Source organism: Nonomuraea sp. NPDC049129, from assembly GCF_040648495.1.
In the GTDB taxonomy this organism is placed as follows: Bacteria; Actinomycetota; Actinomycetes; order Streptosporangiales; family Streptosporangiaceae; genus Nonomuraea.
In genome coordinates, this window is record NZ_JBEZDU010000006.1 from 548,513 (window position 1) to 572,994 (window position 24,482).

A 24,482-nucleotide genomic window follows, 5' to 3' on the forward strand; every position below is an offset into this window, starting at 1 on the left:
TCCCTCGCGGGCATGACGTCCAGCCCGTCGGATCGATGTTGCGTTCACAGCAGCTCATCCCACGCCGAGTGAAAGTACCTGGGGTGAGCGCTGCGTAGTTCGCGCCAGTGCCGCCTGCGGTTCTCCGCCGGCGTGGTGTCGATCTGGCCGTCGGTGCCACCTCCGGCCGCCGCCCACGCCAGGTGCATCAGCGGGAGCACGGCCGAACCACGCCGGGCCTTGCCCAGCTCCGCCCCGGCGCCGGTGACGACTCTCGACAGCCCCATCGAATAGGCGTACTTGATGGGTTCGTAGACCGCCGCGTTGAAGTACACGAACGGGTCCGGCGCCGCACCGTCATCGTCGTTGTCGAGACGCCCGAAGTCGGTCACGTACAGCCGGTCATGCCAGCGGCACATGACTCCAGTACCGACGAGACGACCCCGCACACGGCACAGCATGGCCATCGACGAGGCGTCTCCCAGCGCGGACGAGTACGCGGACAGGCGTCGCGTGACCGCCTCCACGCTGTACGCCATCCCGTACTTGGCCCGCACGTTCACGATCATCGGCGCGATGGTCGTGATGGCTTCACGGAGAGGTACGGACTCGGTCGCACAATCCTTGGCGAAGAGCCCGACCTCCCTGCGGACGCTGGTGCGGGTGTTCCGTGGCAGCGTCGCCAGGTAATCCTCGAAGTCCCCGCCGGGGAGCTCCAGCTCAGTCTGTGCGACGCTCGCCAATCGGTGATGGTCTCCGTCGCCGACGACCGGAGCGAGGTCTCTCCACGCGGCGGAGTCGAGGAACAAGAAGAAGGTGTACGGAAGCCCGCGCTCGACCGCGACGGCGCGGGCGGCATCCCGAAGTGCGTGCAGGACCATTGTCCTGGTCGAAGTCGGCAGGGTGCGGTCCACGATGAGCCGCGTACTGAATCCCGCGCAGGAACCGGCCAGCAATCCCAGCCGGCCGTCGAGCGAACTCGCGGCGTGCAGCAGGTCTTGGAAGTGGAGCTCCGGCCAGTACAGGTAGTCACCACGACTGGGGAGCGAGTCATAGAGGGGAAGGGCACCGACGATTCGCGGGTGCCCAGATTGTCGGGCGATCAGGTACATGATGGGCCCGTCACCGGATCGCTCAAGAGCCGTCAGCCACGCACGACTCTGGAACATGTCCCGCGGGTCCGCGACGTCATCCCACACACACCCGGCGACGTCGTTCAACGAGGGCACGCGCTCGACCGTCACGAGCCCGGCCGCTTCTGGCGACATTTCCGGAATTTCCTGATGTTTCATCGAAACCCGGCAGTCATACCGTCACCTGGCCCCGTGATGGAGCCATTCGCGCAGGTCTGGCTCCGCGAGCTCGGCTATCCGACGGTCGTAGTGTGCTCGATCCTCATCGGTGAGGAACTGCTGCCATTGGCCCGACTTACCACTGCGGAAAAAGCGTTTGTGATCGCGGATGTAGCCCAACTGCTCGTCGGGTGCGAGTTCATCGGCGCGATTGCGCATCTGCTGGAACGTGGCGGCCTCGACCAGTTCCGGCCACTTGCTCTCGTCGATCTCGATGCCGAGCCGTTCGGCGAGCCGTCGCATCTGGCCGGCGAGATCATTGGAGAGGTCGGCGTAGTGCAGCAGAATGACATTCGGCTCCGCGCGGCGAACCCATGCGCGGCTCTGCGTCCAGATCAGCGCACGCAGCGAGTCGAGATTGTCGTACGGCGAGTCGTCGTTGTCCACCCAGCGTAATAAGTACTCCCGTTCGTCGAGGAAGTCCCTCTCGTCATGATCGTCGACCTGAACGTCAGTCGCCGCGTTTCCGGGGTGGGCGGCCTGATGGATCAAGCGACGAATCACGTCACGCTTGAGATTCTTGCCGTGGCTACGCAGGGAGATGGCCACATCGCGCGGGTCTCGCCCCACCGTGATGTAGGTGACCTGCGGGTCGACCGGGATGCCGTCGAGCGGAATGTGGGTTTTGATGAAACGGCGGTGTTGCTGCGCGGCGAGGTTGTCCCAAACCTCCTGTTTCGGACGTACGAGCATGTCGATCCACGGTGAGAGGCTCGACAGTGGAGCGGGTAGCTGCGGCGTCTGGAAAATCAGGAGCGCGCAGATCGTCTGGGTCCAGGTGGTGCCGCATTTGGCCGGCGAATTAATGACAATATCGCCGGGCCGGAATTCGAACGCGTCCCACCGGGAGCTGTCTTCCATCGGTGTGAGGTAACGGACTGGATGCGTCGTCATCAACGTGAGTTTAATCACATTATGCGAGTTAAGGAAGGTATGTGATTGCCTGTGTGCATTCAGTGATAATAATGCGCAAATTGATGACATTTCCGATCTGGCTGCAGGGGAATTCCAGCAACAACAAATCCCCTGGTAAGACCTGTGCTATTTATCTGACGGCTCACCCGCTGCGCAGGGAATAGGCGGTCACACTCTTAGGCAGGTCGGCGACGCGTGACAGGGCGCCGGTGCCGATGTTCCAGCCGAGCAGCCTGTCCCCGCTCTCGACGATCACCGTGTCCTGGCCGATCCAGCCGCGCACGGGGCACCCGCCCTTCCCGCACCTCCTGCCGGCAGAATCACCCCAGGGCAGGAGCAGCGTCCTGACCACCCGTCCCGTGGCGATGTCGGCCACGACGGCCACATCGGCTTCCTCCGCCCGGTCGTGGTCGGCGAACGCGGACCTGGCGACGAGGCCGCCGCGCTGCCATCCGTGGTTGCCCAGGACGCCCACGGGCATGCTGCCCTTGTCGGTGATGTCCCGGACGTTCAGCGCCACCTCCGACCCGCCCTCCTGGATGACCGTCCAGCCGCCTTTGGCGGGCGAGACGATCCTGAGGTCGCGGTAGCCCGCGACACCCGTGAATCCCTTGTACGGCTGCCGCCGCGCCTTCCCCGTGGCCAGGTCGAGCAGGTAGTTCGCCTTCTCCTGCTCGACGAGGAGTTGCTCGCCGCGCCAGAGCACCATCTCGTTGAACCCCGGCACCGGGTAGCGCCTGGCCTGGCCGATCACGAGGTCGACGACGACCACCTCGTCCTTCTGCGGGAAGGCGGCCATCGTCCCGTCGGGGGCGAGCGAGTTGGGCTTCAGCGGCGTCCCGCCGTTGCCGGCCGAGTCCACGGAATCGCCCAGCTTCACATCGAGCGGGATCCGCCCGCCGGATTTCATGATGTAGATCCGCCCGTCGCCGAACTCGGCCAGCGCCAGGACGGGCCCGGAAACGGTGGTCACGACGGGGATGTCGGCCCACCTCTCCGGCAGCGCGGTCGCCAGCGTGGGCAGCCCCGCCTCATCGCTGGGCGGCGGAGCCGTGTCCATGGGGGGAGTCGGCGGGATCGTGGGCGTGGGTGTGGGCGTGACGCTGGGATACACGGTGACGCCGCGCTCGACCGGCTCCGGAGACACGACGATCCCCACCACGACGAGCACAGTGACCGTCGCGGCCGCCGCGAGCACCGTCCACCGGCGGCGAGTACGGCTCCGCGTGCCCTGCCGCCACAGCTCGCCCGCGCGGGACGACCCCTCAGGCAGAGTCTCGGCCAGATCATTGAACAGCTCCCGCAGCCCCTGGTCGGTCATATCAACACCTCTTCCAGCTCGGGAGCGACCTCGCGTAACCGCTTCAGGGCCGCGTGCGTCTGGCTCTTGACCGTCCCGGACGAGACCCGGAGGATCGCCGCGACCTCCCCGACCGGCAGGTCCTCGTAGAAGCGCAGCACCAGCACCGCCCGCTGTTTCACCGGCAGCCTGGCCAGCGCGCGGGCGAACACCACCTTCAGGTCCGACGCTTCCGAGGTGTCGTGATCCGCCTGCTCGGGCGGCTCTCCGTAGGCGAATTCCCGTCGCCGCCGCCACGTGGACGCCACGTCCCTGTACAGGGTGGTACGCACGTAATTGACCGGGTCGGTATGTACTTTCGACCAGCGGCGCGCCAGCTTGATCAGGGCATCCTGGAGTACGTCCTCGGCCAGATGCCTGTCACCGCTGATGAGGATGGCGGCACGCAGCAGCCGCGGGTGCCAGGCGGCGACGAAGGCCTCGAACGCCTCGGAATCCGTCATATAGACAAGACGCCCGAGAGGGGATGAACGGTTGGGGCTTCTACGAAATCAGCAGTTGCCGAAGGGGCCCGCTCTGAGGAGCGGGCCCCTATGGACGTTGGACGTCAGCGGTTGGGGGACAGGCCCAGCTGGAGGCCCTTCAGGCTGCTGGAACGCTTGCTCAGCCCGGCGGCGATCGTGCGGAGCTCGGCCGCGGCCGGAGAATCGGGGTCCGTCAGGACCAGCGGCTTGCCCTCGTCCCCGCCCTCGCGGAGGCGCAGGTCGATGGGCACCTGGCCCAGAAGAGGCACCCGAGTCCCCAGCGTCCGGGTCAGAGCGTCGGCCACCGTCTGGCCGCCACCCTCGCCGAAGACCGAGATGCGCTCGTCGCAGTGCGGACACGGCAGCCAGGCCATGTTCTCGATGACGCCGGCGATCTGCTGGTGCGTCTGCGCGGCGATCGAGCCCGCCCGCTCGGCCACCTCGGCGGCGGCCATCTGCGGGGTGGTGACCACGAGGAGTTCGGCCGACGGCAGCCGCTGTGCCACCGAGATGGCGATGTCACCGGTGCCCGGCGGCAGGTCGAGCAGCAGGACGTCGAGGTCGCCCCAGTAGACGTCGGCGAGGAACTGGTGGAGCGCGCGGTCGAGCATCGGCCCGCGCCAGACCACCGCGCTGTTGCCCTCCGGCTTGAACATGCCCACTGAGATGACCTTGATGTCATGCGCCACCGGCGGCATGATCATGTCTTCGACCTTGGTGGGGCGCTCCGAGGCGCCGAGCATGCGCGGGACGCTGTGGCCGTAGATGTCGGCGTCGACGATGCCGACCTTGAGCCCGTTGGCGGCCATGGAAGCGGCCAGGTTGACGGTGACGGACGACTTGCCGACCCCGCCCTTGCCGCTGGCCACCGCGAAGACACGGGTCAGCGAGCCCGGCTGGTTGAAGGGGATCTCCTTCTCGGGGCCTCGATCGCCGCGCAAGGTGGTCTGGAGCTTCTTGCGCTGCTCGGTGCTCATCACGTCGAGCTCGATCTCGACGCCCGTGACACCCTCGAGTTTGGTCACCGAAGTGGCGACGTCGCGACGGATCGTGTCCTTCATCGGACATCCGGCCACGGTGAGGTAGACACCCACGCGAACGACACCGTCGGCACCGATGTCGATGCTCTTGACCATACCGAGATCGGTGATCGGGCGACGGATCTCGGGGTCGATGACGGTGGCTAGAGCGGCCGTCACCTGTTCCTGTGTTGGTGCCATCTAAGTCTCGGCACGAGGGAGTGCCGTCCCTCCTTAGTCGTATATGTGTGACCTGGCGCTGCACGCCGGTGAGGATGCCCCTCCATCGTATGAACCAGGGACCCCGTGCGGATAATCCGTGCTGTTTAGGTGTCCGTGCAACGTTCTAAGGTTACTCCGTGACTCTTCTGCGTGACGAGGGCCTCGCCACCGGCCGCACCACCGGCCCCACCGGCCTCACTGGCCTCACCGGCCTCACCGCCGAGGAGCTGGCGGTCTGGCGGATGCTGCAGCGAGCTCAGGTGCACATCACCCGCCATCTGGAGGCCGAGCTGCTCGTGGCCCACGGCCTGCCGCTGGCCTCCTACGACGTGCTGACGCAGCTGGCCGAGGCGCCGGACCGGCGACTGCGGATGAACGACCTGGCCGGCCGGGTGCTGCTCTCCCGCAGCGGCCTGACCAGGCTCATCGACCGGCTCCAGCGTGACGGCCTGGTGGCGCGCGAGGCGTGCGCGAGCGACGCGCGGGGGCTGTTCGCGGTGCTGACGGACCGTGGCGCGGCCCGGCTGACCGAGGCCACCCCCACTTACCTGCGCGGAATCAGATCCGAGTTCCTCGACCTGCTGGGGGCCGGCGAGATCCGCCTGGTCCGCGAGATGCTCGCCAAACTGCCCATCACCTCCGCTCCCTGAGCGGCCGCCACCCGTTCTTCGCGGACTCACCGCCGCTCCCTGAGCGCTGCCGCTCCTTAAGCGCCGCCGCGCTCATTGCCGGATCTCGAGTTGAGCTCCTCCGCCAATCGCTGGAGCTCCGAGCGGAGATAGTCCCGGGTGGCCACCTCGCTGATCGCCAGCCGGAGCCCGGCGATCTCGCGGGTCAGATATTCGACGTCGGCCTGGTTGCGGTCGGCCGCCGCCCGGTCCTGCTCGTACTGGACGCGGTCCCTGTCGTCCTGCCGGTTCTGGGCCAGCAGGATCAGCGGCGCGGCGTACGACGCCTGCAGGGACAGGATGAGCGTGAGGAAGATGAACGGATAGGGGTCGAACCGCAGGCCGGCGGGCGCCAGAACGTTCCAGGTCACCCAGACCGCGACGAACGCCGTCATGTAGACGAGGAACCTGGCCGTACCGAGGAAGCGGGCGATCTGCTCCGACAGGCGGCCGAACGCCTCGGGGTCGTAGTGCGGGCGCAGCGAGCGGCGCAGCGCGCGTGGCTGGTCGAGGCGTTCAGTCGTCACGGTGTGCCCTCTCGCGCCAGTCCTTGGGAAGCATGTGGTCGAGTACGTCGTCGACCGTCACCGCGCCGACGAGCCTGCCCAGCTCGTTCACGACCGGCGCCGCCAGCAGGTTGTAGTTCGCCAGGTAGGAGGCGACCTCGTACACGGTCAGCTCCGGCCTGATCGGGTCGACCGAAGGGTCGATGGCCGAGCCGAGCAGCGTGGAGGGCGGTTCGCGCAGCAGCCGCTGGAAGTGGGCCATTCCCAGGTAGGCGCCCGTCGGTGTCTCGGTGGGCGGCCTGGTCACATAGACCTGCGCCGCGACGGCCGGCGCCAGATCCTTCTGCCGCATGTGGGCCAGCGCCTCGGCGACCGAGGCGGTGGGCGGCAGGATCACCGGCTCGCTGGTCATCATGCCGCCCGCGGTGTCGTCGGCGTAGGTGAGCAGCCGCCGTACGGGCGCCGCCTCCTGGGGCTCCATCAGCGCGAGCAGCTGGGTGGCCTGCTCGCTGGGCAGGTCGTGCAGCAGGTCGGCGGCGTCGTCGGGGTCCATCGCCTCCAGTACGTCGGCCGCCCGCTCCACCTCCAGTGACCGCACGATGGCGATCTGGTCGTTGGGCGGCAGTTCCTGCAGGGTGTCGGCGAGGCGGTCGTCGTCCAGGGCGCGGGCGATCTCGATCCGGCGCTTGTCCGGCAGGTCGTGCAGGGCGCTGGCCAGGTCGGCGGCCCGCATCGACTCGAAGGCGGCGATCAGCCCGGCGGCTCCCTGGTCCTTCTGCAGGACACCGAACCCCGACACCTCGCTCCAGTCGACGATCCTCGTCTCGCGCCGCCGCCGGCCCCGGTAGACGGCCACCTTGGTGATCTGCCAGAACGACGGCTTGGTCTCCTCCATCGCCACGTCGTAGACGGTGACCGGCTCGCCGTCGAGTTGCACGGTGAGGTCGAGCATCTGGGCGATGACCAGCGTCTCGGTGTCACGCTGCTCGAACCTGCGCATGTTCAGCCGGCCCGTGAAGACCACCGCGCCCGCTTCGATGCCGCGCACCCTGGTGATGGGCAGGAAGACCCGGCGCCGCGGCTGGATCTCGACCACCATGCCATGCACGCTCGGCGGATTGCCGTCGTGCGGCCCGACCACGACATCTCTGATGCGGCCGATCTGATCGCCCGCGGGGTCGAAGACCGGGGTCCCCGCCAGGCGGGCCACGAAGATCTTCACGTCAGCAGGCTAACAGTGCCCCTCCATTGCGCTCCGGACGCCTGACATGTCAGTATCAAAAGTCGATTACGGTGATTACGAAGTTGGGGTTGATCGTGAAGTACCCAGGGCTCGCGCTGGCTTTCGTGTCCTCGTGCTGTTTCGCGTTCTCGGGCCCGATGGCCAAGTACCTGATCGCCGCCGGACTGGCCCCGATCGAGGCGGTCTGGACGCGCATGGCGGGCGCCGGCGTGCTCATGGTGGTCGTATTGGCCCTGGTCAAGCCGCGCGCCCTGCGGATCCCGCGGTCACGGCTGCCGTTCTTCGCCATGTACGCGATCGTGGCGGTGGCCGCGGTTCAGTCACTGTACTTCGTGGCCATCACGCGGCTGCCGGTGGGGATCGCGTTGCTGCTGGAGTTCATGGCGCCGGTGATGGTGGTGCTCTGGGTACGTTTCGTCCGCCGGGTACGGCTGGCCCGCGCGGCCTTCGTCGGCGCCATAACCGCCGTGGCCGGCCTCGCGATCGTCGTGGAGGCCTGGCAGGGCCTGCGACTCGACGCCCTGGGCCTGCTCCTCGGCCTGCTCGCCGGAGCCTGCTGCGCGGGCTACTTCCTGATGAGCGACAGCTTCGGCGACGACGTGGACCCCCTCGGCCTGATCGGCTGGGGCCTGATCGGGTCGGCCGTGATCCTGGTGCCCTTCGCCCGCCCGTGGAACATCCCGTGGGACGCCTTCACCCGTACCGTCACCCCCTCGGCGGGCGCGCACACCTTGCCGGTGCTCGGGGCGTACCTGTGGATGGTCCTGATCGCCACGGTCGTCGCGTACATCCTGGGCGTGAACGCGGTCCGCAGACTGACGGCGGCGGTGGGCGCCACGGTGGCCTCACTGGAGGTCATCGGCGGCGCGGTGGTGGCGTGGGCGCTGGTGGGGGAGACGCTGGGCGTGTTCCAGATCGTGGGCGGCCTGATCGTCCTCACCGGCGCCCTGCTCGCCCAGACCGCAACCGAACAACGACCGGAACCGAGCACGAAGCCCAGCCCGGACGACCTTGAGCAGCCGGTCGGCGTGGTGTGAGTTTCGGCTTTTAGTGCGGCGTGAGCTTTACGGCAGTGCGAGCTCTGGCGCCGTGCGAGAGCAGAGCGGCGTGCGAGCGTTAGCGGCGTGTGAGCTTCAGTACGGTCGACTCGCGCGCCCAGCGGTCGGTCAGGTGCTCGCTGTCGGGGGCGTTGAGCCGCTCCTTGGCCAGCGCCGCGACGGCCTCGGGCTCCGCGGCCTGATCCACCACCCGCACCTCGGCCTCGAAGTCGGCCAGCCTGGCGCCGTTGTCCTTGCTGCGCAGGATGACCTGGATGGTGTCAAGCCCCTCGATGCCCGGCAACTGCTGCTCGCCGCCGCCCGTGACGAGGTAGATGGCACCGTCGTGCCAGGCATGCCAGGCCAGGCGCGGGCGATCGAGGGTGAGCCAGAGGACGCCGGACTTCTTCGCGCCCTCTTCGATGGCCGCGGATATGTCGCTCACGCCTCGACTGTACCGGGGCGGTAGGCGCTTCGGCGGCGCCGATCAAGGCATGACGCATCCGCAGCCGCACCAGCGCCTTAACGTCTTTGTCCAGGTGATCGCCAGAGATGCCGCGCCTCTTCAGCATCGCCCGCAGGTCGCACCTCCACGCTGATGCGCGGCCCGTACTTCGGCTGTCGAGAGCGGTCGCGCCCCTCATTGCGCAGGTCCGCGGCCACGGCCTTACGCGCCGAGGGCGGCGGTCAGGTCGAGTTCGACAAGTTGACCGGTGAAGCCGAGCTGGGCAACCCCCAGCAGCGTGCTCGCGGTGGTGAAGGCGGCGGCGAGGGGCGAGTCGAGCAGGCGCCGCCATACTCCCCCGAGCACGGTGGTGTCCTGGCTCACCACGACGTAGATGACCGAACGGACCACCTGCTCGGGGCGGGCGTTCACGGTCGCGAGCGCGGTCAGGGCGTTGGCGACGACCTGGTCCACCTGGGCGTCCAGATCTCCTTCGCCGACCAGGGCGCCGGTCACATCCAGCGGACACTGTCCGGCCAGGAACGCTGTCCGCCCGGCCTCGACCACGGTGATGTGGCTGTAGCCGGGAGTCTTGTGCAGTTCGTCGGGGTTCAGGCGGGTGATCGTCATGCGGAGATTGTGGCGGTTCCGGGGTCGGCGGATCATCTGGTTTGTTTCAGCGCCTCGCGAAGGTCTCGAAGGGGGCTTCCGTCTCCCGACTGACCGGGGGGATGTCGGTGGCGCGAGCCGCCACCTTCCGCAGGGAGCGAGCGCACGGACCCTCCGGCCCTCCGGCCCTCAGGGAGCGCACGGACCTCCGGCAGAACGCCCACGCACCCTGCGGCAGAACGCCCACGCACTCAGCGGCAGAACGTCCATGGATCATCCGGCAGAACGCCCACGCACTCAGCGGCAGAACGCCCACCGATCTTCCGGCAGACCGCCCACACAACTGCATTCAACTGCGGTAACGTGCGGAGCGTGATGGATCCGTCTCTGTTCCCGCGACGCGCCGAGGCAATGGCACTCGAAGCGCTGGCGGACACGCGAGTCGTCGTTGTGAACGGCGCTCGGCAAGTGGGCAAGAGCACGCTGGCGAGCTTGATCGCCGCGCAGGCGGACAATGCCCGCCAGCTCTACCTGGACGATCCAGCGATCCTGGCCGCAGCCGAGGAGGATCCCGTCGCCTTCGTCCAGCACGACGGCCTTCTGATGATCGATGAGATCCAGCGCACCCCGCAGCTACTCCTGCCGATCAAGCACGAGGTTGATCGGCATCCACGTGCGGGCCGTTTTCTTCTCACCGGTTCAGCACGCCTGCTGGGCCTACGTGATCTCCCGGACGCTCTGCCCGGGAGGACGGAGACCATCGAGTTGTGGCCACTGTCCCAAGGAGAGATCGACAGCGCTCCGGACGGATTCGTGGACCATGTCTTCACTCATGGCGCCGATGTCGCCATGGACCCCTCCCCACTCCATAAGGCTGACTACGTGGATCGCGCACTGCGCGGTGGCTACCCGGAGGCGGTCCGGAGGGATCCTGGACGCAGGCGCAACAGGTTCTTCGATTCCTACATCACCGACCTGGTCACCCGTGATGTGCGCCAGATCTCCGACATCGAACGTCCAGCGGAGATGCGCAGGCTGCTCAGCGTCATCGGGGCTCGGATGGGCGGATTGGCCGTGGTCCAGTCGATCGCCGGCGACGTAGGGCTTCCCAGGGTGACGCTCTCGCGCTATCTGGATCTCCTGGAATTGATCTTCGTCATCAAGCGCATACCGGCCTGGTCGTCGAATCTCACCACCCGCGCCATCTCCACCCCCAAACTGATCGTCACAGACAGCGGGCTGGGCGGTCGGCTCATCGGCATGTCGCCTGAGCGCGCCAGGGATGTCACGGCGCCAGTCGGCCCACTGCTTGAGAATTTCGCGATCGGGGAGGTCGCCCGTCAGCTCACCTGGGCCAACGAATCCGTCCAGCTGTTCCACTACCGGGACCGCGACCAAATCGAGGTGGACATGGTCCTGGAGCACGCTTCCGGCGAAGTGATCGGCCTGGAGGTCAAAGCCGCGGAAACCGTGCGCGGTGATGACTTCCGAGGACTCCGCCACTTGGCCGACCGGCTTGGATCACGGTTTCGGGCGGGATTCGTCCTGTATACCGGCGAACAGAGCCTGTCGTTCGGTGAGAAGCTGAGAGCTTTGCCCATGTCATCGCTGTGGATGCTCGGCACCACAAGCCAATCGTGAATGCTCAGACTGCCGGCGCATCGACGCAGAGACATGGAATCCCCGACCGGCTTCGGCGGCTGGTTTTGTCGATGACATGTGACAGCGTTTGCCGGTCTGTGTCCTGTGACACCGAACCCTGAGCTTGTGCCATCGAAGGTTGAGCGGTGCAGCGTGACGTCTGATCGTGGACGTGGACTCGGTATGGCCGGGCCGGACCTGAATAGGGTCGGTGCGCGACAGGACAGGGGAGCCCGTCAATGGCGGTGACATTCCGCCCCGCGTGCGGGCGGCTCTGGGGGCTATCAGTCGGTCCCTATCCCCTCCCACCGGAACTCGACCTCAAAGATCGGAGCCTTCCCCGCCACATCGAGTTCTCCTCCGTCATCCTCGTCATCGGAGTAGTAATGGACCTCGGAACCCGGAAACGCCTGCGCAAGCCGATCGACCACCTGCTCCTTCCCCTCCTCGCTGATGAACGCGGAGCCGTCGTTCTCCATCAAGACGTCAATGTCCTCCTCGTGCAACGCGGATCGCGCGTCATTGCGGGTGAGCCAATGTCCAGCGGCGGTACGTCCCCACGCCGCGACCGTGAGACCGAACTCCACAGTGTCGCCGTGATCCTCGCCCCACACCTCGTCGTGGGCCTCGATTCGAGCGCCCTTAAACATCGCCATGCGACCATTGTCCAGGCGGTCATGTCGGCGGTTCATCCCATCCCGGCGATGGCGTCACGTTCCGGGTGCGGCTGCAACTCCCCCCATCCCGCAACTGGAGGTCACGCTGCACCGCTCACTCATCCATGGCACAAGCTCAAGGTTCGGTGTCACAGAACAGTCTGCTGCGACAGCGATCGTTCGGTAAGTGGGTAAGCGGGTGGGCTGGAGTGGTCAACCAGCAAGCAGTGAATCCGTGTATGGCACGTCGATGCGTCGCCTGGTGCCTGACTTTGCTATGCCTCCTGGTCACAGCGGGCTTTCGAAGCAGATGGCCGAGGGGCCGGAGGGTGCGCGGGCGGAGCCCGCGCCGATAGGGCGTCCGAGCGGAGCGAGGGCCTGCAGGGGTCGGGCCTCGGCCCGACTGGAAGCAACGCCTGCCCCCGAAGCGCGAAGCGCCCACCCGCGAAGGCCTTTGTGGAGAGGTGGGCATCAGACGGTCAAGCCGGTAAGTGGGTAACGGGTGGGGCGTGGTGGGTGGGGGTGCGAAGGGGCGGTGGCGAGGGGGCTAGCGTGTGCGCATGCGCTCACGTCGATCTGTTCTCGCCGTCCCCGGTAGTAACCCGAGGTTTCTGGAGAAGGCCCAGACTCTGCCGGTCGACGAGGTGTTCCTCGATCTGGAGGATTCTGTCGCGCCCCTGGTCAAGGATGAGGCTCGCAAGAACGTCGTGACCGCGTTGCGGGAGGGGGACTGGACGGGGAAGACGCGGGTCGTACGCGTTAATGATCTGTCGACGCAGTGGACCTACCGTGACGTGATCGAGGTGGTGGAGGGTGCGGGGGACAATCTCGACTGCCTGATCCTGCCCAAGGTGCAGGACTCGACCGAGGTCGTCTGGCTCGACACGCTGCTCACCCAGATCGAGAAGACGATGGGGCTGGGGGTCGGGCGGATCGGGATCGAGGCGCAGATCGAGAACGCGCGCGGGCTGGTCAACGTGGACGCCATCGCGGGGGCGTCCAGGCGGCTGGAGGCGCTGGTGTTCGGGCCGGCCGACTTCATGGCGTCGGTGAACATGCGCACGATGGTCGTGGGGGAGCAGCCGCCGGGTTATACCGAGGGCGATGCGTACCACTACATCCTGATGCGCCTGCTGATGGCCGCGCGGATGCACGATCTGCAGGTGGTCGATGGGCCGTACCTGCAGATCAGGGACGTCGAGGGGTTCAAGCGGGTGGCCAGGCGGGCCGCGGCGCTCGGGTTCGACGGGAAGTGGGTGCTCCATCCGTCGCAGGTGGAGGCGGCCAATGAGGTGTTCTCGCCGACGCAGGAGGACTACGACCACGCCGAGCTCATCCTGGAGGCGTACGACTACTACACGACCGTGGAGAAGCGCGGCGCGGTCATGCTGGGGGACGAGATGATCGACGAGGCCTCGCGCAAGATGGCGCTCGTCGTGGTGGCCAAGGGGCGGGCTGCCGGGCTGAGCCGTACGAAGACGTTCAGCCCGGAGAGCTAGGGCCGTAACAGCTGTCACACCTTGAAGCCGATCGTGGTGAAGAACCAGAACGACGACGTGAGCCAGAGCCCGACCAGTGCCGTGAACGCGAGCCCGCCGATCACGGGCAGCGTCCAGCCCGGCGTGCCCCGCTTCGGCAGAGCCAGCATCTTGGCCGTGAACAGCCCGTAGAAGAAGCAGCCGAGCAGCGAGTGCGCGAGCACCCTGGGCACGTCGTACTGCAGCCCCAGGGCGTACAGGCAGTGGAAGGCGACGGGGATGGTCAGCAGGAAGGCCAGCCGGCCCGACCAGCGATGTACGCCCGGCGGAATGGAGACCCCGAGCTTGCCCCACATCGACAGGGCGGAGATGACCTGGACGGCGGCGAGCACGAACGCGCCCGTCGTCAGCCACGCCTTCATCGGCAGCGCGGCGGAGAAGCCGGCGGGGCCGACCGCGAAGCCGGTGGGGGCGTGGATGCGCCCGAAGACGCCGAGGGCGATCGCCACCATTCCGCCGATCAGCAGCGGGACGGACAGGGGGTGGAAGCTGGTCGGCCGGTGCGAGGTGACGCTCATTGCATCTCCTGAATGAAGCCGTCGACGTCCTTCGGGTAGAGGGTGGTGTTGTCGTCGAGCGGCACCGGCGCGGTCGGCTGGTAGGCGTTCAGCTGCGGGATCTGCAGCTGCTTCTCGTCCACGAACGCGGCGCCGACCTGCGTGAAGCCGCCTTGCGGGCGCTTCAGTACGATCCAGCCGGCTCGTAGCTTGGCGCCCCTTACCTGGGCGGTCGCCCGGTAGAGGCCGGAGGGTTTGACGACGGTGTTCGCGGCGAAGGTCCACTTCTTGCCGCCGATCTTCAGCCAGCCGGTGGCCTTGCCGCCGCCGAGCGTGCCGCCGACGGCCGCGGCGCCGAAGCCCCGCAGGGTGATCTTGCCGTCCTTCTCGTTGCCCTTGAACCAGGCCTCGGACTTGCCGTCACAGAAGTAGCCGATGGTCTTGCCGTCGCGCGTGGAGATGGCGATCAAGCCGCCGTTGCCGCGTACGTAGCCTCCGTAGTCCGCCTTGTCGATGGTCTTCGGGGCGGCTTCGGCGGTTTCGGTGGGTTCGGGGGTAACGGTGGCGACGGTGGCGGCGGGTTCCGCCGAAGGTTCAGCCGCGGCGGCGGTCTCGGTCGCGGGGGGTTCGTTGGAGGTGGCGGCAACCGTTGTGTTCGCCGCCGGTGTCGCGGTGATGCTGGCGACACCCAGCCCGACGGCGAGCGCGGCGCCCGCTGTCAGGGTGATGACAGGTCCCAGCCTTGACATGAACTGCTCCCAGGGTCGAAATGCTTACTCCACCGAGCATCCGCTCAAACTAACGGATCGTCTGTGAACTAATGCTCATCTCCCAGACAGAATGTAGAGATGCAGGAAAATCCTGGACCCCAGCTTCCGTACGGGACGCAGCCGCCGGGCCGGCCGGCCTACCCTCACCAGCCGCCGCCCATGCCCGCGCGGGAGCCGTGGTTCCGGCCGACGCCCAGGGGCGCGCGATACGACTACCTGGCCCGAGTCGGTGACCGCGGTGCCTGGCGGGAGATCGTCGGGACGATCCTGGTGGGCGTCGCGTTCTTCGTCATCGGTGCGGTGGTCATAGGCGTCGGCGCGGTGCTGGCGATGATCCTCGGCATCCCCGCGTCGCTGACGCCTGAAGAGCTGTTCGGCGATCCGGTGTTCTCGCTGGTGGTGCTGCTGCTCTCGATCGCGGCCGTGCTCCCGGCGGTGTTCGGTACGGTCGCGCTGATCCAGCGGCGGCGGCCCGGGTCGCTCTCCTCGGTCGCCGGGCGGTTGCGGTGGGGGTGGCTGCTGCGCTGCCTGGGAGTGGCGGTCATAGCCCTGGCGCTGGGGCAGGTCGCCCAGCTCGCCATGATGACGGTGACCAGGGAGCCGGTCACGGACATGTTCGGCTGGGCCGGGTGGAGCGCGTTCCTTCCCGCGCTGATCGTGATCGTGCTGCTGGTGCCGTTCCAGGCCGCCACCGAGGAGTACATCTTCCGCGGCTGGGTCATGCAGGCGTTCGGAGCCCATCTGCGGAGCCCGGTATGGGGGATCGTGCTGGGTTCGGCGCTGTTCGCGTCCCTGCACGGGTATTCGTGGATCGGGCTCATCGACGTCTTCGGCTTCGGCGCCCTCATGGCGTGGCTGGCGGTACGGACCGGAGGGCTGGAGGCCCCGATCGCCCTGCACGTGGCGAACAACATGCTGGCATTCGGGATCAGCGCGGCCGCCGGGCATCTGGACAAGGCGCTGCAGCAGGGGGACGTGCCCTGGCAGGCGTTGGTGGGGACCGTGGTGCAGTTGGGGGCGTACGCGGTGGGGGTACTGTACCTGGCCAAAAAACGGTCAGTTAGCGATCTTTCGGGATAAATAGCTAGCTGGTGCCAGGAATCTCGCTAGAGAGGTCTCGCCATTCGGGCTCAGTCGTGTTGCTCTGGATCCAGTGGGTGGGCGAGGATTCCGGAGGTGATCATCTCGGCGAGACAGGGTAACTAGCACTCATGTGCGATATTTCACGCCGCAGTGACATAAAAAACGAAATAAGCGCATAAACGTGGACAGGCTGCCCTGGAACGATCTGGCATACCTCTCTCTACCGGGTCGTTCGCTCAGTTCGATCAGTACGTACTAGGAGGTGCGACGCGTGGCCTCCGGCCCCAGCGACCCGCCACGGCGACCGCCGGGTGATGACGACCCGCGGCCCGAGGAAGCCGCCGACCCCCATGCCGCCAACGAGCCCCGGATCCGGCACTCTCCGCCGGGCCCCACCGATGATCGGGCTCGTGGCCTGCCTGCGGCCTCACCGTGGGGTATGCCGCCGTTCTCCTCCCCCGTCCCTGGGGACGAGCCTCCGGACCCGCCGAAGGGGCGCCGGCCGTACAGCTCCCCGACCGCGGAACCCGAGACGGAGCCGCGCCGCCGCCGGGTCGTGAACCACCCCGACAAGCTCGTGGCCGGCGGCCCACCCCGGACTGAGCCCGAGCCCCGGACCGAGGATGAGCCCCCCGAGGCCGCACCCCGATCCTGGTTCGAGACAGAGGACCAGCCGCAGCACGAGGATGAGCCCCAGTACGGCACGCCGGAGGATCCGGAAGACGCCCCCGAGGACCTTCACGAGCCCGAGGTGCGGCGCGTCGGACGCCCGCCCGCCGGCCGCCCCACCAGACCGGACCGCCTTGTCGCGTCGGGCCCGCCGCGTCCCGGCGGCTCCAGCGGCAGGCACCACCGCGGCCCCGCCCCGTCGGCGGTCCGCCGGTCGAGTCCGGTACGGAGGCGCAGCCTGGCCGCGCCGACGGCCATACTCCTGGCGCTGGTGCTGCTCGTGGCGGGCGGTGTGCTCGTGTGGCAGTGGCGCTCCTCCGACAAGCCCGGACTGGCGCTGTCCGAGGGCACGGAACGTTCGGGCGACGAGCTGTTCACGGTGCCGTCGGCCGGTGACGGCTCCGATCAGAAGCTCAACGACATGACCTCCGTGGGCCGTGCCGTGGTGGCCGTCGGCAGTGACACGACGAGCCCGACGCCGCGGCCGCTGTTCCTGTTCTCGCCGGACAGCGGGAAGACGTGGCAGCTCGGCCAGGTCAACGGGGCGACCACAGCGACGGTCCAGCGGGTCGTGGGCGGAGACGGGCGCTGGCTGGCCAGCGGCGGCGACGGGGTGGGCGCCGAGCGCGGCCTGTGGACCAGCACCGACGGGTTCACCTGGGCGGCCGTGGAGCAGAGCGGTCTGTCCGCGTTCAGGAACGGTGACCTGATCTCCGGTATCGCCCGGACGTCGTCGGGGTTCGTGGCGGTCGGCCGTACGACGCTCACCGGCGGCGCGACGGGACCCGCGGCCTGGCAGTCGCCGGACGGGCGCGCATGGGAGCGCGTGAACATGGGCGGGCTGGACGTACGCGAGCTCAAGGCGGTCGTGGCCAAGGGGAACACCGTCGTGGCCATCGCCGAGTCCGCCCCGGGCGACGGCTCAAGGGTCGTCCGGTCGAGCGACGGCGGCGCCACGTACCAGGCCACCGGGTTCCAGTTGCCCGAGGCGCGGACCGGGTCGTCGCTGGCCGTACTGCCCAAGCAGTTCGTCCTCGTCCCCACCAGGCAGCGAACGATCACCGGCGACGTGCGCGTCTACTGCTCACCGACCGGCGCGCAGTGGGCGCAGTGCGGCTCGATCCGCGGCCTGAGCGGTACGAGCCCCGGCATCGACTCACTGATCAGCTACCCGTCGGGGATCGCCGCGGTCAGCCAGGCGGACCTCGGCAAGTACTCCATCCTGACCAGCGCCGACGGGCGCGGCTGGGCCAAGCGGACCGACCTCCGCAACCTGCCGGGCGCCACGCTGCGCGGCTTCACGATCTCCGACTCGGGCACCCTGTTCGCGGGCGGCGACCAGGCCACGGCGGACGTCGAGAACCAGCTCGTCCTCATGACCGCGCCCCCGCGCGGCGACGCGACGCGCGTACGGCTGGCCGGCGTCGACGGCCTGTCACGGATCGCCCGCCAGACCAACCGCCTGGCCGGTTTCGACGGCCGGTACGTCGCGGTCGGCTCGGCCTCCGGCGACGCCGGCATCTGGACCAGCCTGAACTGGCAGTCCTGGACCTCCATGAGCCTCGGCGGGGCGAACCAGCAGACCCTCGACGACGTCGCCCACGGCCGCCGCGGCTGGCTGGCCGTCGGCAGCACCCAGGCGGACACATCGGTCACCGACCCGCTCCTGGTGTCCTCCGAGGACGGCCGCACCTGGAAGAAGGTGACGGCCTCCGGTGACCTGGCCCGTACCCAGGACCATCCGTACCTGGCCCTCCACGTCGTGGCCGCCGGCGAGTCGGGCTATGTGCTCGCCGGCGAGGACCGGAACGCGGCGGGCATTCCGGGCGCCGCGCTCTGGTTCACGCCAGACCTGCGCAAGTTCACCCGGTCGAAGAAGCTCCCACAGGGCGGCTCCGGTGTGCGCGTGTACGACGTGGCCGCCACACCATCCGGATATGTCGCCATAGGCGGCTCGGGCAGCGGCGACCGGGAGAGCGCCGTGGTCTGGTTCTCGGAGGACGGCGTCAACTGGAAGTCCCGTGACCGCGTCTCGCCACCGGAGGCCAGCTCCGCCGGACTGCGGGAGGTGGTGGCGTACCAGGACAAGCTCATCGCCATCGGAACAGCCCAGACACCCGGCTCGCGCCGCGCCTTCGCCGCGGTCTCGGAAGACGACGGTACGACCTGGCGTACGGCCTGGCTGCCGGCCGACCAGGCGGCGGCCGTGTACGACCTCGCGGCGGCCGACCAGGGGCTGGTGGCGGTCGGCTGGCACGGCACACCGGGAGAGGGGGACAGCGCGGTCTGGCTGTCTGAGGATGGTTTGACGTGGAACCGGGTGGACCTGACGAAGGGGCGGCTGGCGGGGGTGGGGATGCAGTGGCTGGCGGCGGTGACGGTGATGGGATCGGAGGTGGTGGCATTGGGCCGTTCGACGACCTACAACGCCGATCACATGATCCTCTGGACCTCTTCTCTTTCGTCTGACCGCTGAAGTGCCGAGCGAGAAGGGGACGCCAGGTGATTGAGCGCACGACGCTGGGATCAGTGGCGAAGGTGGACCGTGGCGACTCCTCCTTCGGGGGCGGTGCCGCGCTAGGTGGTGGGCGGGTGAGTTGGATGTTCAGGCACGGCCGAAGCCGACAGCGTGTGGTGCTTGTCGGCCGTGTCGGATGAAGGGCGAGGTCAGGCCGGCCCAACGCTGGTGCGGCTCACCCTGCAACATCTTCTGCGTCAGCCCAGGTCGGCGGCTCGCCTCCCGGGAGCGCGCTCGCTGCGGCCCTCGTGCCAGACGGGCTCGTCGCTCTCCTGGATCGTGCCGTCGGCGCCGAATATGAGGAACCGGTCGAAGTCGGCGGCGAACCACCGGTCGTGGGTGACCGCCAGCACCGTGCCGGAAAAATTATTGAGTCCCTGTTGCAGGGCCTCCGCGCTCGCCAAGTCGAGGTTGTCGGTGGGCTCGTCCAGCAGTAGCAGGGTGGCGCCGGACAGCTCCAGCAGCAGGATCTGCAGCCGGGCCTGCTGGCCGCCGGAGAGGGTGTCGAATTTCTGGTTTGCGGCGGGAGCGAGCTCGTAGCGGGCCAGCGCCGCCATCGACTCGTTCAGGATGAGGGGGTGGCGGGTCATGATCAGCTCGACCGGGGTGCGGCCGTGCAGGTCCGGACGGGCGTGGGTCTGCACGAACCGGCCGGGCACCACCCGCGCGCCCAGCCGCACCGTACCGCTGTGGCTCATCGCGGGCACCGCGCCGTGCGCGGCCTGTTCCAGTATCTGCAGGAAGTGGGACTTGCCCGTGCCGTTGGAGCCGAGCACGCCCACGCGTTCGCCGTACCAGATCTCGGTGCCGAACGGCCGAGTCAGGCCGGTGATCTCCAGGTTCGCGCAGATGACGGCGCGTTTGCCGGTACGGCCGCCGCGCAACCGTATCCGCACGTTCTGCCGCTTGGGCGGGCGCTGCGGCGGGCCGGCCTCCTCGAAGCGGACCAGCCGGGTGCGGGCGGCCCGGTAGGACGAGGCCAGCGCGTCGTTGTTGGCCGCGGTCTGCTGCAGGGTGTTGACCATCTGCCGCAGCCTGGCGTGCTCTTCGTTCCAGCGGCGGCGCCGCTCCTCCAGTCGGTTGACGCGCTCCTCGCGGGCCTTGGCGTACGTGGCGAAGCCGCCACCGTGCGTCCAGACGCCGCGGTCCTCCACGGTGACGATCCGGTCGGCGGCGTTGGCCAGGAGCTGGCGGTCGTGGGAGACCAGCAGCACGGTCTTGGACGCGGCCTGCAACCGACCCTCCAGCCACTGCTTGCCGGCCACGTCGAGGTAGTTGTCGGGCTCGTCCAGCAGCAGGACCTCGTCGGGGCCCCGTAGCAGCGCCTCCAGAACCAGGCGTTTCTGCTCTCCGCCCGACAGGGTGGTCACCGGGCGGTCGCGGATCGCGTCGTAGGTCAGGCCCATGGACTCGGTGACGCAGACGTCCCAGACGACCTCCATGTCGTAGCCGCCAACGTCGGCGTAGTCCGCGGCGGCCTGTGCGTAGGCGAGTTGGACCGCCTCGTCGTCGTGCGCGGCCATTGCCTCTTCCGCCCGCGCCAGAGCCGCCGCCCCGGCGCGGATCCGCTCCGGCGCGACGGACAACAGCAGGTCGTGCACGGTGCGGTCGTCACGGATGCTGCCGATGAACTGCCGCATCACCCCCAGCCCGCCCGAGGAGACCACGCGACCGGTCTCCGGCTGGAGGTCGCCGGCGATCAGGCGCAGCAGCGTGGTTTTGCCCGCGCCATTGGGCCCCACGAGACCGGCTTTGGCCCCGTCACCGACGCGGAACGAAACCTCGTGCAGGAGCAGCCGCCCGTCGGGCAGCACGTAGGTCAGCCCGTCCACCTCCACATGTCCCGCCACGGTCGCGCCTCCTCAGGGGTACTCGATCATTGGTCGAGTACAGGATCAACGATCCAGTAATATTAGACTTGCGTCCGTGGACATGAGCAAGGCGGGACCAACGACCAAGGGAGCGGCCGGAGGCGTGTGGCTGCGGCCGGCCACGCGGGCGGGCCGCGAAGGGCCACCGCTCACCCGGGAGCGCATCGCCGCCGAGGCCTTGGCCCTGCTGGACGGGGAGGGCGTCGACCGGCTGACCATGCGCAGGCTCGCCCAGCGCCTCGGCACCGGCTCCACCACCCTCTACTGGCACGTCAAGACCAAGGAAGACGTCCTGGATCTGACCCTCGACATGATCTTTGGGGAGATCGAGATCCCCGAGGAGGACGCGGACTGGAGGGCAGCCGTCACCACACTGGCCGGCCGGTGGCGTTCCGTCCTGCTGAAGCATCCCTGGTCGGCCGTGCTGCTGGGTCGGCCGATGCTAGGCCCCAACGTGCTGGCACGCAGCGAGTTCTTGTACTCCACGCTGATCAAGGCGGGGTTCGGCGGGCCCTCTCTCACCGCTGCGGCGTACGGACTGTCCAACTACATCGTCGGCTCCGCCCTGATGCAGGCGACCTGGCAGACGAACGCCGACCCGGACATCCGGCAGGCCGCTCGCGAACACTTGCGCACCAGCAGGGACAGGTACCCGAGTCTCGCGGAGCACGGCCCGATGGTGGCGGGCGACGACTGGGACTCGGCCTTCACGCTGGGTCTCGCCTGGCTGCTCGACGGCATCGAGGCCGCCGCCACCTCACCACTGGGTCAACCCGTCTCCTCGTAAGGAACCACCCCGCGAAAGGACCCGAGGTCGCGTCGTCGGGGCCTGCCTGCGCGACAGCTGCGCCTGGCGCGGTGTGCTCCGCTCGACCGGGCGATGCGGATGAGATCTCAAGGTCGAGTGCCCACACGGACCCGTTGACGACTCTGCCCTCATCGCCGCCCAGGGCGTCGACGACCTCGTCCCATGCCGGGTACATCTCCTCAGCTCATCACGAGCCACCATTGGCGCCGAGTGTGCGCGCGATGTCTGCCGCATGTCTCGGTTTGCCGACGGCTGCCCCCGTCGGTTCCGGTGGTGACACGACCATGACACGGCGCGGACGAGGCGGGGACACGGCTGGCCGACAGTGGACGGGTTGGCCGGCGGGCGAGTTACGGAGCGCGCTGCGAGGCGAGCCGGCCGCCCGTACCGGGACGACGCTGTACGGCCCGGCTGGCCCCGGCAACGCGGTCTCGCCCTCGTCAAGCAGGGCGAGCGGCACCACGGTGTCGCCCTCATCAAGCAGGGCGAGACGAACCGGCCGGAGGTGTCGTGCCCACTGGGCGTTTGGGCACGGCCGAAGCCCGGACATCTACCGGGGGTACGGCGTGTGACGACAAGGGCACCTCGCCGGCGGTCTCTGCGAAGAAATTCGACTGCTGCCGTAGAACGGGGCTTGGAGTGACGCTCAGAAGCCCTATGGGCGCCTCTGACGCGGGCGTTGCCGGGCAAAGACAGCCCTCTCCAAGGAGAGGTGCGGCGGGCTCTTCATGTCGCTCTGCCGCCCCTTGAGGCGCCGCTGGATGATCTCGGAAATGGCCGCTGACGTGGGCAAATGTGGCCAATAACGGCTAAAATTCAGGGACCCGATTGCGTGGGCGGCCGGGGTCTGAGGAGGCTGTGAGTGAACCGGGATATCCGTACGGTAGAAGACGTCCTGTCCATGTTGGACCGCCTATTCGCCGCGGATGCCGACCGATGGACGCCGAACGCCTCCTCCTGGTGGGACGACTTCTACTCCGACCGCTCCACACCCATCCCCTTCTTCGTCGACAAGCCGGACGAGAGCCTGGTGTCCTACCTCGATCGCGGCCTGCTCACCCCAGGACGAGCCCTGGACCTCGGCTGTGGGCCAGGGCGCAACGCCGTTCACCTCGCCTCGCTCGGGTTCGAGGTGGACGCCGTCGATCTTTCTCCGACCGCCGTGACCTGGGGGAAAGAGCGGGCCCGTGAGGCGGGCGTCGAGGTCCGCTTCCACTGTGGCGACATCTTCGCCGTCGACCTGCCGCCCGGGCACTACGACCTGGTCTATGACTCCGGCTGCCTCCACCATCTGCCGCCGCATCGCCGGGTGAGTTATCTGAGCCTGCTGGAGCGTCTGCTCGCCCCCGGCGGTCATCTTGGCCTCACCTGTTTCGCCGCCGGTGTCATGGGCTCCGAGCTGCCGGACGAGGAGTTCTATCGCCAGGGTCGCCTGCACGGAGGTCTGGCCTATACGCCTGAGGCGCTGCGCTGGATCTTCTCGGACTACACCGAGATCGAGTTGCGGCTCATGGAGGAGCGGGCGCCCGACGCGCTCGCCTTCGGCGTTCCCTTCCTGCTGGCCGCCCTGTTCCGGCGGCCGGCGGATAACGCGGCCGATAGGTGACTGAGGGCGTGCGCCATAGAGTGAAGCCGTCTAAGAAGTCACGCTGACACCCGGAACGAGAGTCCGACACCGCTTCAGGGCCAGCCGGCGCCGGGGACCTCGACCTCGGTGGAGAGGACTTGGCCGGTTCCGGGTGGCACCATCTCGGGCATGCCGCGCCACTCCGCGGCCACGATGAAGAGCGTCGAGCGGTTCGCGCCGCCGAGTTCGCAGGCGAAGGCGCCGCGGTCGAGTTGGACGGTCTGCACCTTCTCTCCGCCTTCGCGGACGCGTACGCACTGCCGGTTGGGCACGTCGGCGTACCAGACGGCGTGCTCGGCGTCGACGCAGATCCCGTCGGGGACGCTGTCACCGAGGTCGGCCCACACCCGGCCGTTCGCCAGGCTGCCGTCGGGTCCGATGTCGTACCCCATGAGCCTTTTGCCGTACGAGTCGGCGACGATCAGCGTTGCGTTGTCCGGCGTCACGGCCAGCCCATTGGGGAACGAGATGCCGTCGGCCACGTCACGTGCCAAGCCGTCGGGGCCGACATGTGTGACGGCTCCGGGAGCGAACTCCCCGCCGCTGAGCATGTCGAAGCCCGCGCGGTCGACGTAGATGTTGCCGCGGCCGTCGATGACGATGTCGTTCCAGCCCTGCCCGACGCCGGTCAGGTCGGCGTGGGTCACCAGCGAACCGTCGGGTTCCATGCGCAGCAGCAGGGCCCGCGCCGAGTCGACGATCACCAGCCGTCCGTCAGGCTGCCAGGCCGTGCAGAGGGGTATCGACTCCACCCGGGCCACGACCTCGTGCTTGCCGTCGAGGTCCAGCGCGATCACCTCGTGCGCGGTCCAGTCGGAGAAGTACAGGCGGCCCTCGTGCCAGCGCGGCGCCTCGAGCAGTCCGAGGCCGGTGAGCCAGGTACGCAGTTCAGACATCGATGTCTCCCTTCGCGACGTCTTCGAGCGTGACGCCTATGAGGACGAGGAGTACACATGGAGAGCGTTCACGACCTCCATGTGTCAGG

General features: G+C 68.2%; 22 protein-coding genes. 8 read left to right on the forward strand and 14 right to left on the reverse strand.

Annotation, left to right across the window (positions count from 1 at the left end; genetic code table 11):
- Nucleotides 1-44 precede the first annotated feature (44 nt).
- The 5 genes from AB0B64_RS22115 to AB0B64_RS22135 form a co-directional block, all read right to left on the reverse strand.
- Nucleotides 45-1,247: a peptidogalycan biosysnthesis protein gene (locus AB0B64_RS22115; RefSeq protein ID WP_358179336.1), complete on the reverse strand. Its 1,203-nt coding sequence runs from the start codon at nucleotides 1,245-1,247 to the stop codon at nucleotides 45-47.
- Nucleotides 1,248-1,292: 45 nt separating this feature from the next.
- On the reverse strand, nucleotides 1,293-2,225 hold the full coding sequence (locus AB0B64_RS22120; RefSeq protein WP_357944285.1) for a sulfotransferase domain-containing protein: 933 nt from the start codon (nucleotides 2,223-2,225) through the stop codon (nucleotides 1,293-1,295).
- Nucleotides 2,226-2,388: 163 nt separating this feature from the next.
- Entirely contained in the window at nucleotides 2,389-3,567 is a 1,179-nt protein-coding gene (locus AB0B64_RS22125) for a hypothetical protein (protein WP_358179337.1), read from the reverse strand.
- Nucleotides 3,564-4,049 carry a SigE family RNA polymerase sigma factor gene (locus tag AB0B64_RS22130; protein WP_357944289.1) on the reverse strand — a complete coding sequence of 162 codons (486 nt, stop codon included), beginning with the start codon at nucleotides 4,047-4,049 and terminating at the stop codon, nucleotides 3,564-3,566. The genes AB0B64_RS22125 and AB0B64_RS22130 overlap by 4 nt, the downstream gene beginning before the upstream one ends.
- 104 nt (nucleotides 4,050-4,153) lie before the next feature.
- Nucleotides 4,154-5,290, reverse strand: a complete 1,137-nt coding sequence (locus tag AB0B64_RS22135; protein ID WP_357944292.1) for an Mrp/NBP35 family ATP-binding protein — start codon at nucleotides 5,288-5,290, stop codon at nucleotides 4,154-4,156.
- Between the two features lie 158 nt (nucleotides 5,291-5,448).
- Between AB0B64_RS22135 and AB0B64_RS22140 the strand changes: the two genes are divergently transcribed.
- Entirely contained in the window at nucleotides 5,449-5,961 is a 513-nt protein-coding gene (locus AB0B64_RS22140; protein WP_358179339.1) for a MarR family transcriptional regulator, read from the forward strand.
- 56 nt (nucleotides 5,962-6,017) lie between these two features.
- Here the strand turns inward: AB0B64_RS22140 and AB0B64_RS22145 are convergent, their stop codons facing one another.
- On the reverse strand, nucleotides 6,018-6,506 hold the full coding sequence (locus tag AB0B64_RS22145) for a DUF1003 domain-containing protein (RefSeq protein ID WP_357944296.1): 489 nt from the start codon (nucleotides 6,504-6,506) through the stop codon (nucleotides 6,018-6,020).
- Nucleotides 6,496-7,707 (reverse strand): CBS domain-containing protein, encoded by a 1,212-nt coding sequence (locus tag AB0B64_RS22150; RefSeq protein ID WP_357944299.1) that lies wholly within the window; start codon nucleotides 7,705-7,707, stop codon nucleotides 6,496-6,498. The genes AB0B64_RS22145 and AB0B64_RS22150 overlap by 11 nt, the downstream gene beginning before the upstream one ends.
- Nucleotides 7,708-7,778: 71 nt before the next feature.
- Between AB0B64_RS22150 and AB0B64_RS22155 the strand changes: the two genes are divergently transcribed.
- The gene (locus AB0B64_RS22155; protein WP_358179341.1) at nucleotides 7,779-8,765 is read left to right on the forward strand and encodes an EamA family transporter; all 987 of its coding nucleotides are present in this window, start codon (nucleotides 7,779-7,781) and stop codon (nucleotides 8,763-8,765) included.
- A 79-nt stretch (nucleotides 8,766-8,844) separates the two neighbouring features.
- Here the strand turns inward: AB0B64_RS22155 and AB0B64_RS22160 are convergent, their stop codons facing one another.
- Both AB0B64_RS22160 and AB0B64_RS22165 read right to left on the reverse strand, forming a co-directional pair.
- Nucleotides 8,845-9,210 carry a hypothetical protein gene (locus AB0B64_RS22160; protein WP_357944304.1) on the reverse strand — a complete coding sequence of 122 codons (366 nt, stop codon included), beginning with the start codon at nucleotides 9,208-9,210 and terminating at the stop codon, nucleotides 8,845-8,847.
- Between the two features lie 222 nt (nucleotides 9,211-9,432).
- Nucleotides 9,433-9,840 carry a RidA family protein gene (locus AB0B64_RS22165; RefSeq protein WP_358179343.1) on the reverse strand — a complete coding sequence of 136 codons (408 nt, stop codon included), beginning with the start codon at nucleotides 9,838-9,840 and terminating at the stop codon, nucleotides 9,433-9,435.
- A 354-nt stretch (nucleotides 9,841-10,194) separates the two neighbouring features.
- Here AB0B64_RS22165 and AB0B64_RS22170 point away from each other — a divergent pair, with 354 nt between their 5' ends.
- Nucleotides 10,195-11,460, forward strand: coding sequence for an ATP-binding protein (locus tag AB0B64_RS22170; protein ID WP_358179345.1), 1,266 nt, complete (start codon nucleotides 10,195-10,197; stop codon nucleotides 11,458-11,460).
- Nucleotides 11,461-11,744: 284 nt separating this feature from the next.
- On the opposite strand, the gene AB0B64_RS22175 is transcribed toward AB0B64_RS22170, so the two are convergent.
- A complete protein-coding gene (locus AB0B64_RS22175; protein WP_358179347.1) occupies nucleotides 11,745-12,116 on the reverse strand; it encodes a hypothetical protein in 372 nt (123 codons plus the stop codon).
- A gap of 560 nt (nucleotides 12,117-12,676) precedes the next feature.
- Between AB0B64_RS22175 and AB0B64_RS22180 the strand changes: the two genes are divergently transcribed.
- Complete coding sequence (locus AB0B64_RS22180; RefSeq protein WP_357944315.1) at nucleotides 12,677-13,615, forward strand: CoA ester lyase; 939 nt, start codon at nucleotides 12,677-12,679, stop codon at nucleotides 13,613-13,615.
- A gap of 14 nt (nucleotides 13,616-13,629) precedes the next feature.
- Here AB0B64_RS22180 and AB0B64_RS22185 read toward each other — a convergent pair whose 3' ends face one another.
- Nucleotides 13,630-14,172 (reverse strand): DUF6529 family protein, encoded by a 543-nt coding sequence (locus AB0B64_RS22185; protein ID WP_357944317.1) that lies wholly within the window; start codon nucleotides 14,170-14,172, stop codon nucleotides 13,630-13,632.
- Nucleotides 14,169-14,900, reverse strand: a complete 732-nt coding sequence (locus AB0B64_RS22190; RefSeq protein WP_358179349.1) for a hypothetical protein — start codon at nucleotides 14,898-14,900, stop codon at nucleotides 14,169-14,171. Before AB0B64_RS22190 ends, AB0B64_RS22185 begins: the two co-directional genes overlap by 4 nt.
- 99 nt (nucleotides 14,901-14,999) lie before the next feature.
- On the opposite strand from AB0B64_RS22190, the gene AB0B64_RS22195 reads away from it, so the two are divergent.
- Both AB0B64_RS22195 and AB0B64_RS22200 read left to right on the forward strand, forming a co-directional pair.
- Nucleotides 15,000-16,001 carry a type II CAAX endopeptidase family protein gene (locus AB0B64_RS22195; RefSeq protein ID WP_357944323.1) on the forward strand — a complete coding sequence of 334 codons (1,002 nt, stop codon included), beginning with the start codon at nucleotides 15,000-15,002 and terminating at the stop codon, nucleotides 15,999-16,001.
- Between the two features lie 274 nt (nucleotides 16,002-16,275).
- Nucleotides 16,276-19,149 carry a hypothetical protein gene (locus AB0B64_RS22200; RefSeq protein ID WP_358179351.1) on the forward strand — a complete coding sequence of 958 codons (2,874 nt, stop codon included), beginning with the start codon at nucleotides 16,276-16,278 and terminating at the stop codon, nucleotides 19,147-19,149.
- A 239-nt stretch (nucleotides 19,150-19,388) separates the two neighbouring features.
- Here AB0B64_RS22200 and AB0B64_RS22205 read toward each other — a convergent pair whose 3' ends face one another.
- Nucleotides 19,389-21,041, reverse strand: coding sequence for an ATP-binding cassette domain-containing protein (locus tag AB0B64_RS22205; RefSeq protein WP_358179353.1), 1,653 nt, complete (start codon nucleotides 21,039-21,041; stop codon nucleotides 19,389-19,391).
- Between the two features lie 82 nt (nucleotides 21,042-21,123).
- Here AB0B64_RS22205 and AB0B64_RS22210 point away from each other — a divergent pair, with 82 nt between their 5' ends.
- Nucleotides 21,124-21,849 (forward strand): TetR/AcrR family transcriptional regulator, encoded by a 726-nt coding sequence (locus AB0B64_RS22210; protein ID WP_358179449.1) that lies wholly within the window; start codon nucleotides 21,124-21,126, stop codon nucleotides 21,847-21,849.
- Between the two features lie 883 nt (nucleotides 21,850-22,732).
- On the forward strand, nucleotides 22,733-23,476 hold the full coding sequence (locus tag AB0B64_RS22215) for a methyltransferase domain-containing protein (protein ID WP_358179355.1): 744 nt from the start codon (nucleotides 22,733-22,735) through the stop codon (nucleotides 23,474-23,476).
- A gap of 74 nt (nucleotides 23,477-23,550) precedes the next feature.
- Here AB0B64_RS22215 and AB0B64_RS22220 read toward each other — a convergent pair whose 3' ends face one another.
- Entirely contained in the window at nucleotides 23,551-24,393 is an 843-nt protein-coding gene (locus AB0B64_RS22220; protein ID WP_357944332.1) for an SMP-30/gluconolactonase/LRE family protein, read from the reverse strand.
- Nucleotides 24,394-24,482 lie beyond the last annotated feature (89 nt).

What these genes read in the sequence shown, in the direction of transcription:
- AB0B64_RS22115 (WP_358179336.1), bottom strand. Translation starts at nt 1,247, where the DNA reads ATGTCGCCAGAAGCGGCCGGGCTCGTGACGGTCGAGCGCGTGCCCTCG.
- AB0B64_RS22120 (WP_357944285.1), bottom strand. Translation starts at nt 2,225, where the DNA reads ATGACGACGCATCCAGTCCGTTACCTCACACCGATGGAAGACAGCTCC.
- AB0B64_RS22125 (WP_358179337.1), bottom strand. Translation starts at nt 3,567, where the DNA reads ATGACCGACCAGGGGCTGCGGGAGCTGTTCAATGATCTGGCCGAGACT.
- AB0B64_RS22130 (WP_357944289.1), bottom strand. Translation starts at nt 4,049, where the DNA reads ATGACGGATTCCGAGGCGTTCGAGGCCTTCGTCGCCGCCTGGCACCCG.
- AB0B64_RS22135 (WP_357944292.1), bottom strand. Translation starts at nt 5,290, where the DNA reads ATGGCACCAACACAGGAACAGGTGACGGCCGCTCTAGCCACCGTCATC.
- AB0B64_RS22165 (WP_358179343.1), bottom strand. Translation starts at nt 9,840, where the DNA reads ATGACGATCACCCGCCTGAACCCCGACGAACTGCACAAGACTCCCGGC.
- AB0B64_RS22170 (WP_358179345.1), top strand. Translation starts at nt 10,195, where the DNA reads ATGGATCCGTCTCTGTTCCCGCGACGCGCCGAGGCAATGGCACTCGAA.
- AB0B64_RS22175 (WP_358179347.1), bottom strand. Translation starts at nt 12,116, where the DNA reads ATGGCGATGTTTAAGGGCGCTCGAATCGAGGCCCACGACGAGGTGTGG.
- AB0B64_RS22180 (WP_357944315.1), top strand. Translation starts at nt 12,677, where the DNA reads ATGCGCTCACGTCGATCTGTTCTCGCCGTCCCCGGTAGTAACCCGAGG.
- AB0B64_RS22185 (WP_357944317.1), bottom strand. Translation starts at nt 14,172, where the DNA reads ATGAGCGTCACCTCGCACCGGCCGACCAGCTTCCACCCCCTGTCCGTC.
- AB0B64_RS22190 (WP_358179349.1), bottom strand. Translation starts at nt 14,900, where the DNA reads ATGTCAAGGCTGGGACCTGTCATCACCCTGACAGCGGGCGCCGCGCTC.
- AB0B64_RS22195 (WP_357944323.1), top strand. Translation starts at nt 15,000, where the DNA reads ATGCAGGAAAATCCTGGACCCCAGCTTCCGTACGGGACGCAGCCGCCG.
- AB0B64_RS22210 (WP_358179449.1), top strand. Translation starts at nt 21,124, where the DNA reads ATGAGCAAGGCGGGACCAACGACCAAGGGAGCGGCCGGAGGCGTGTGG.
- AB0B64_RS22220 (WP_357944332.1), bottom strand. Translation starts at nt 24,393, where the DNA reads ATGTCTGAACTGCGTACCTGGCTCACCGGCCTCGGACTGCTCGAGGCG.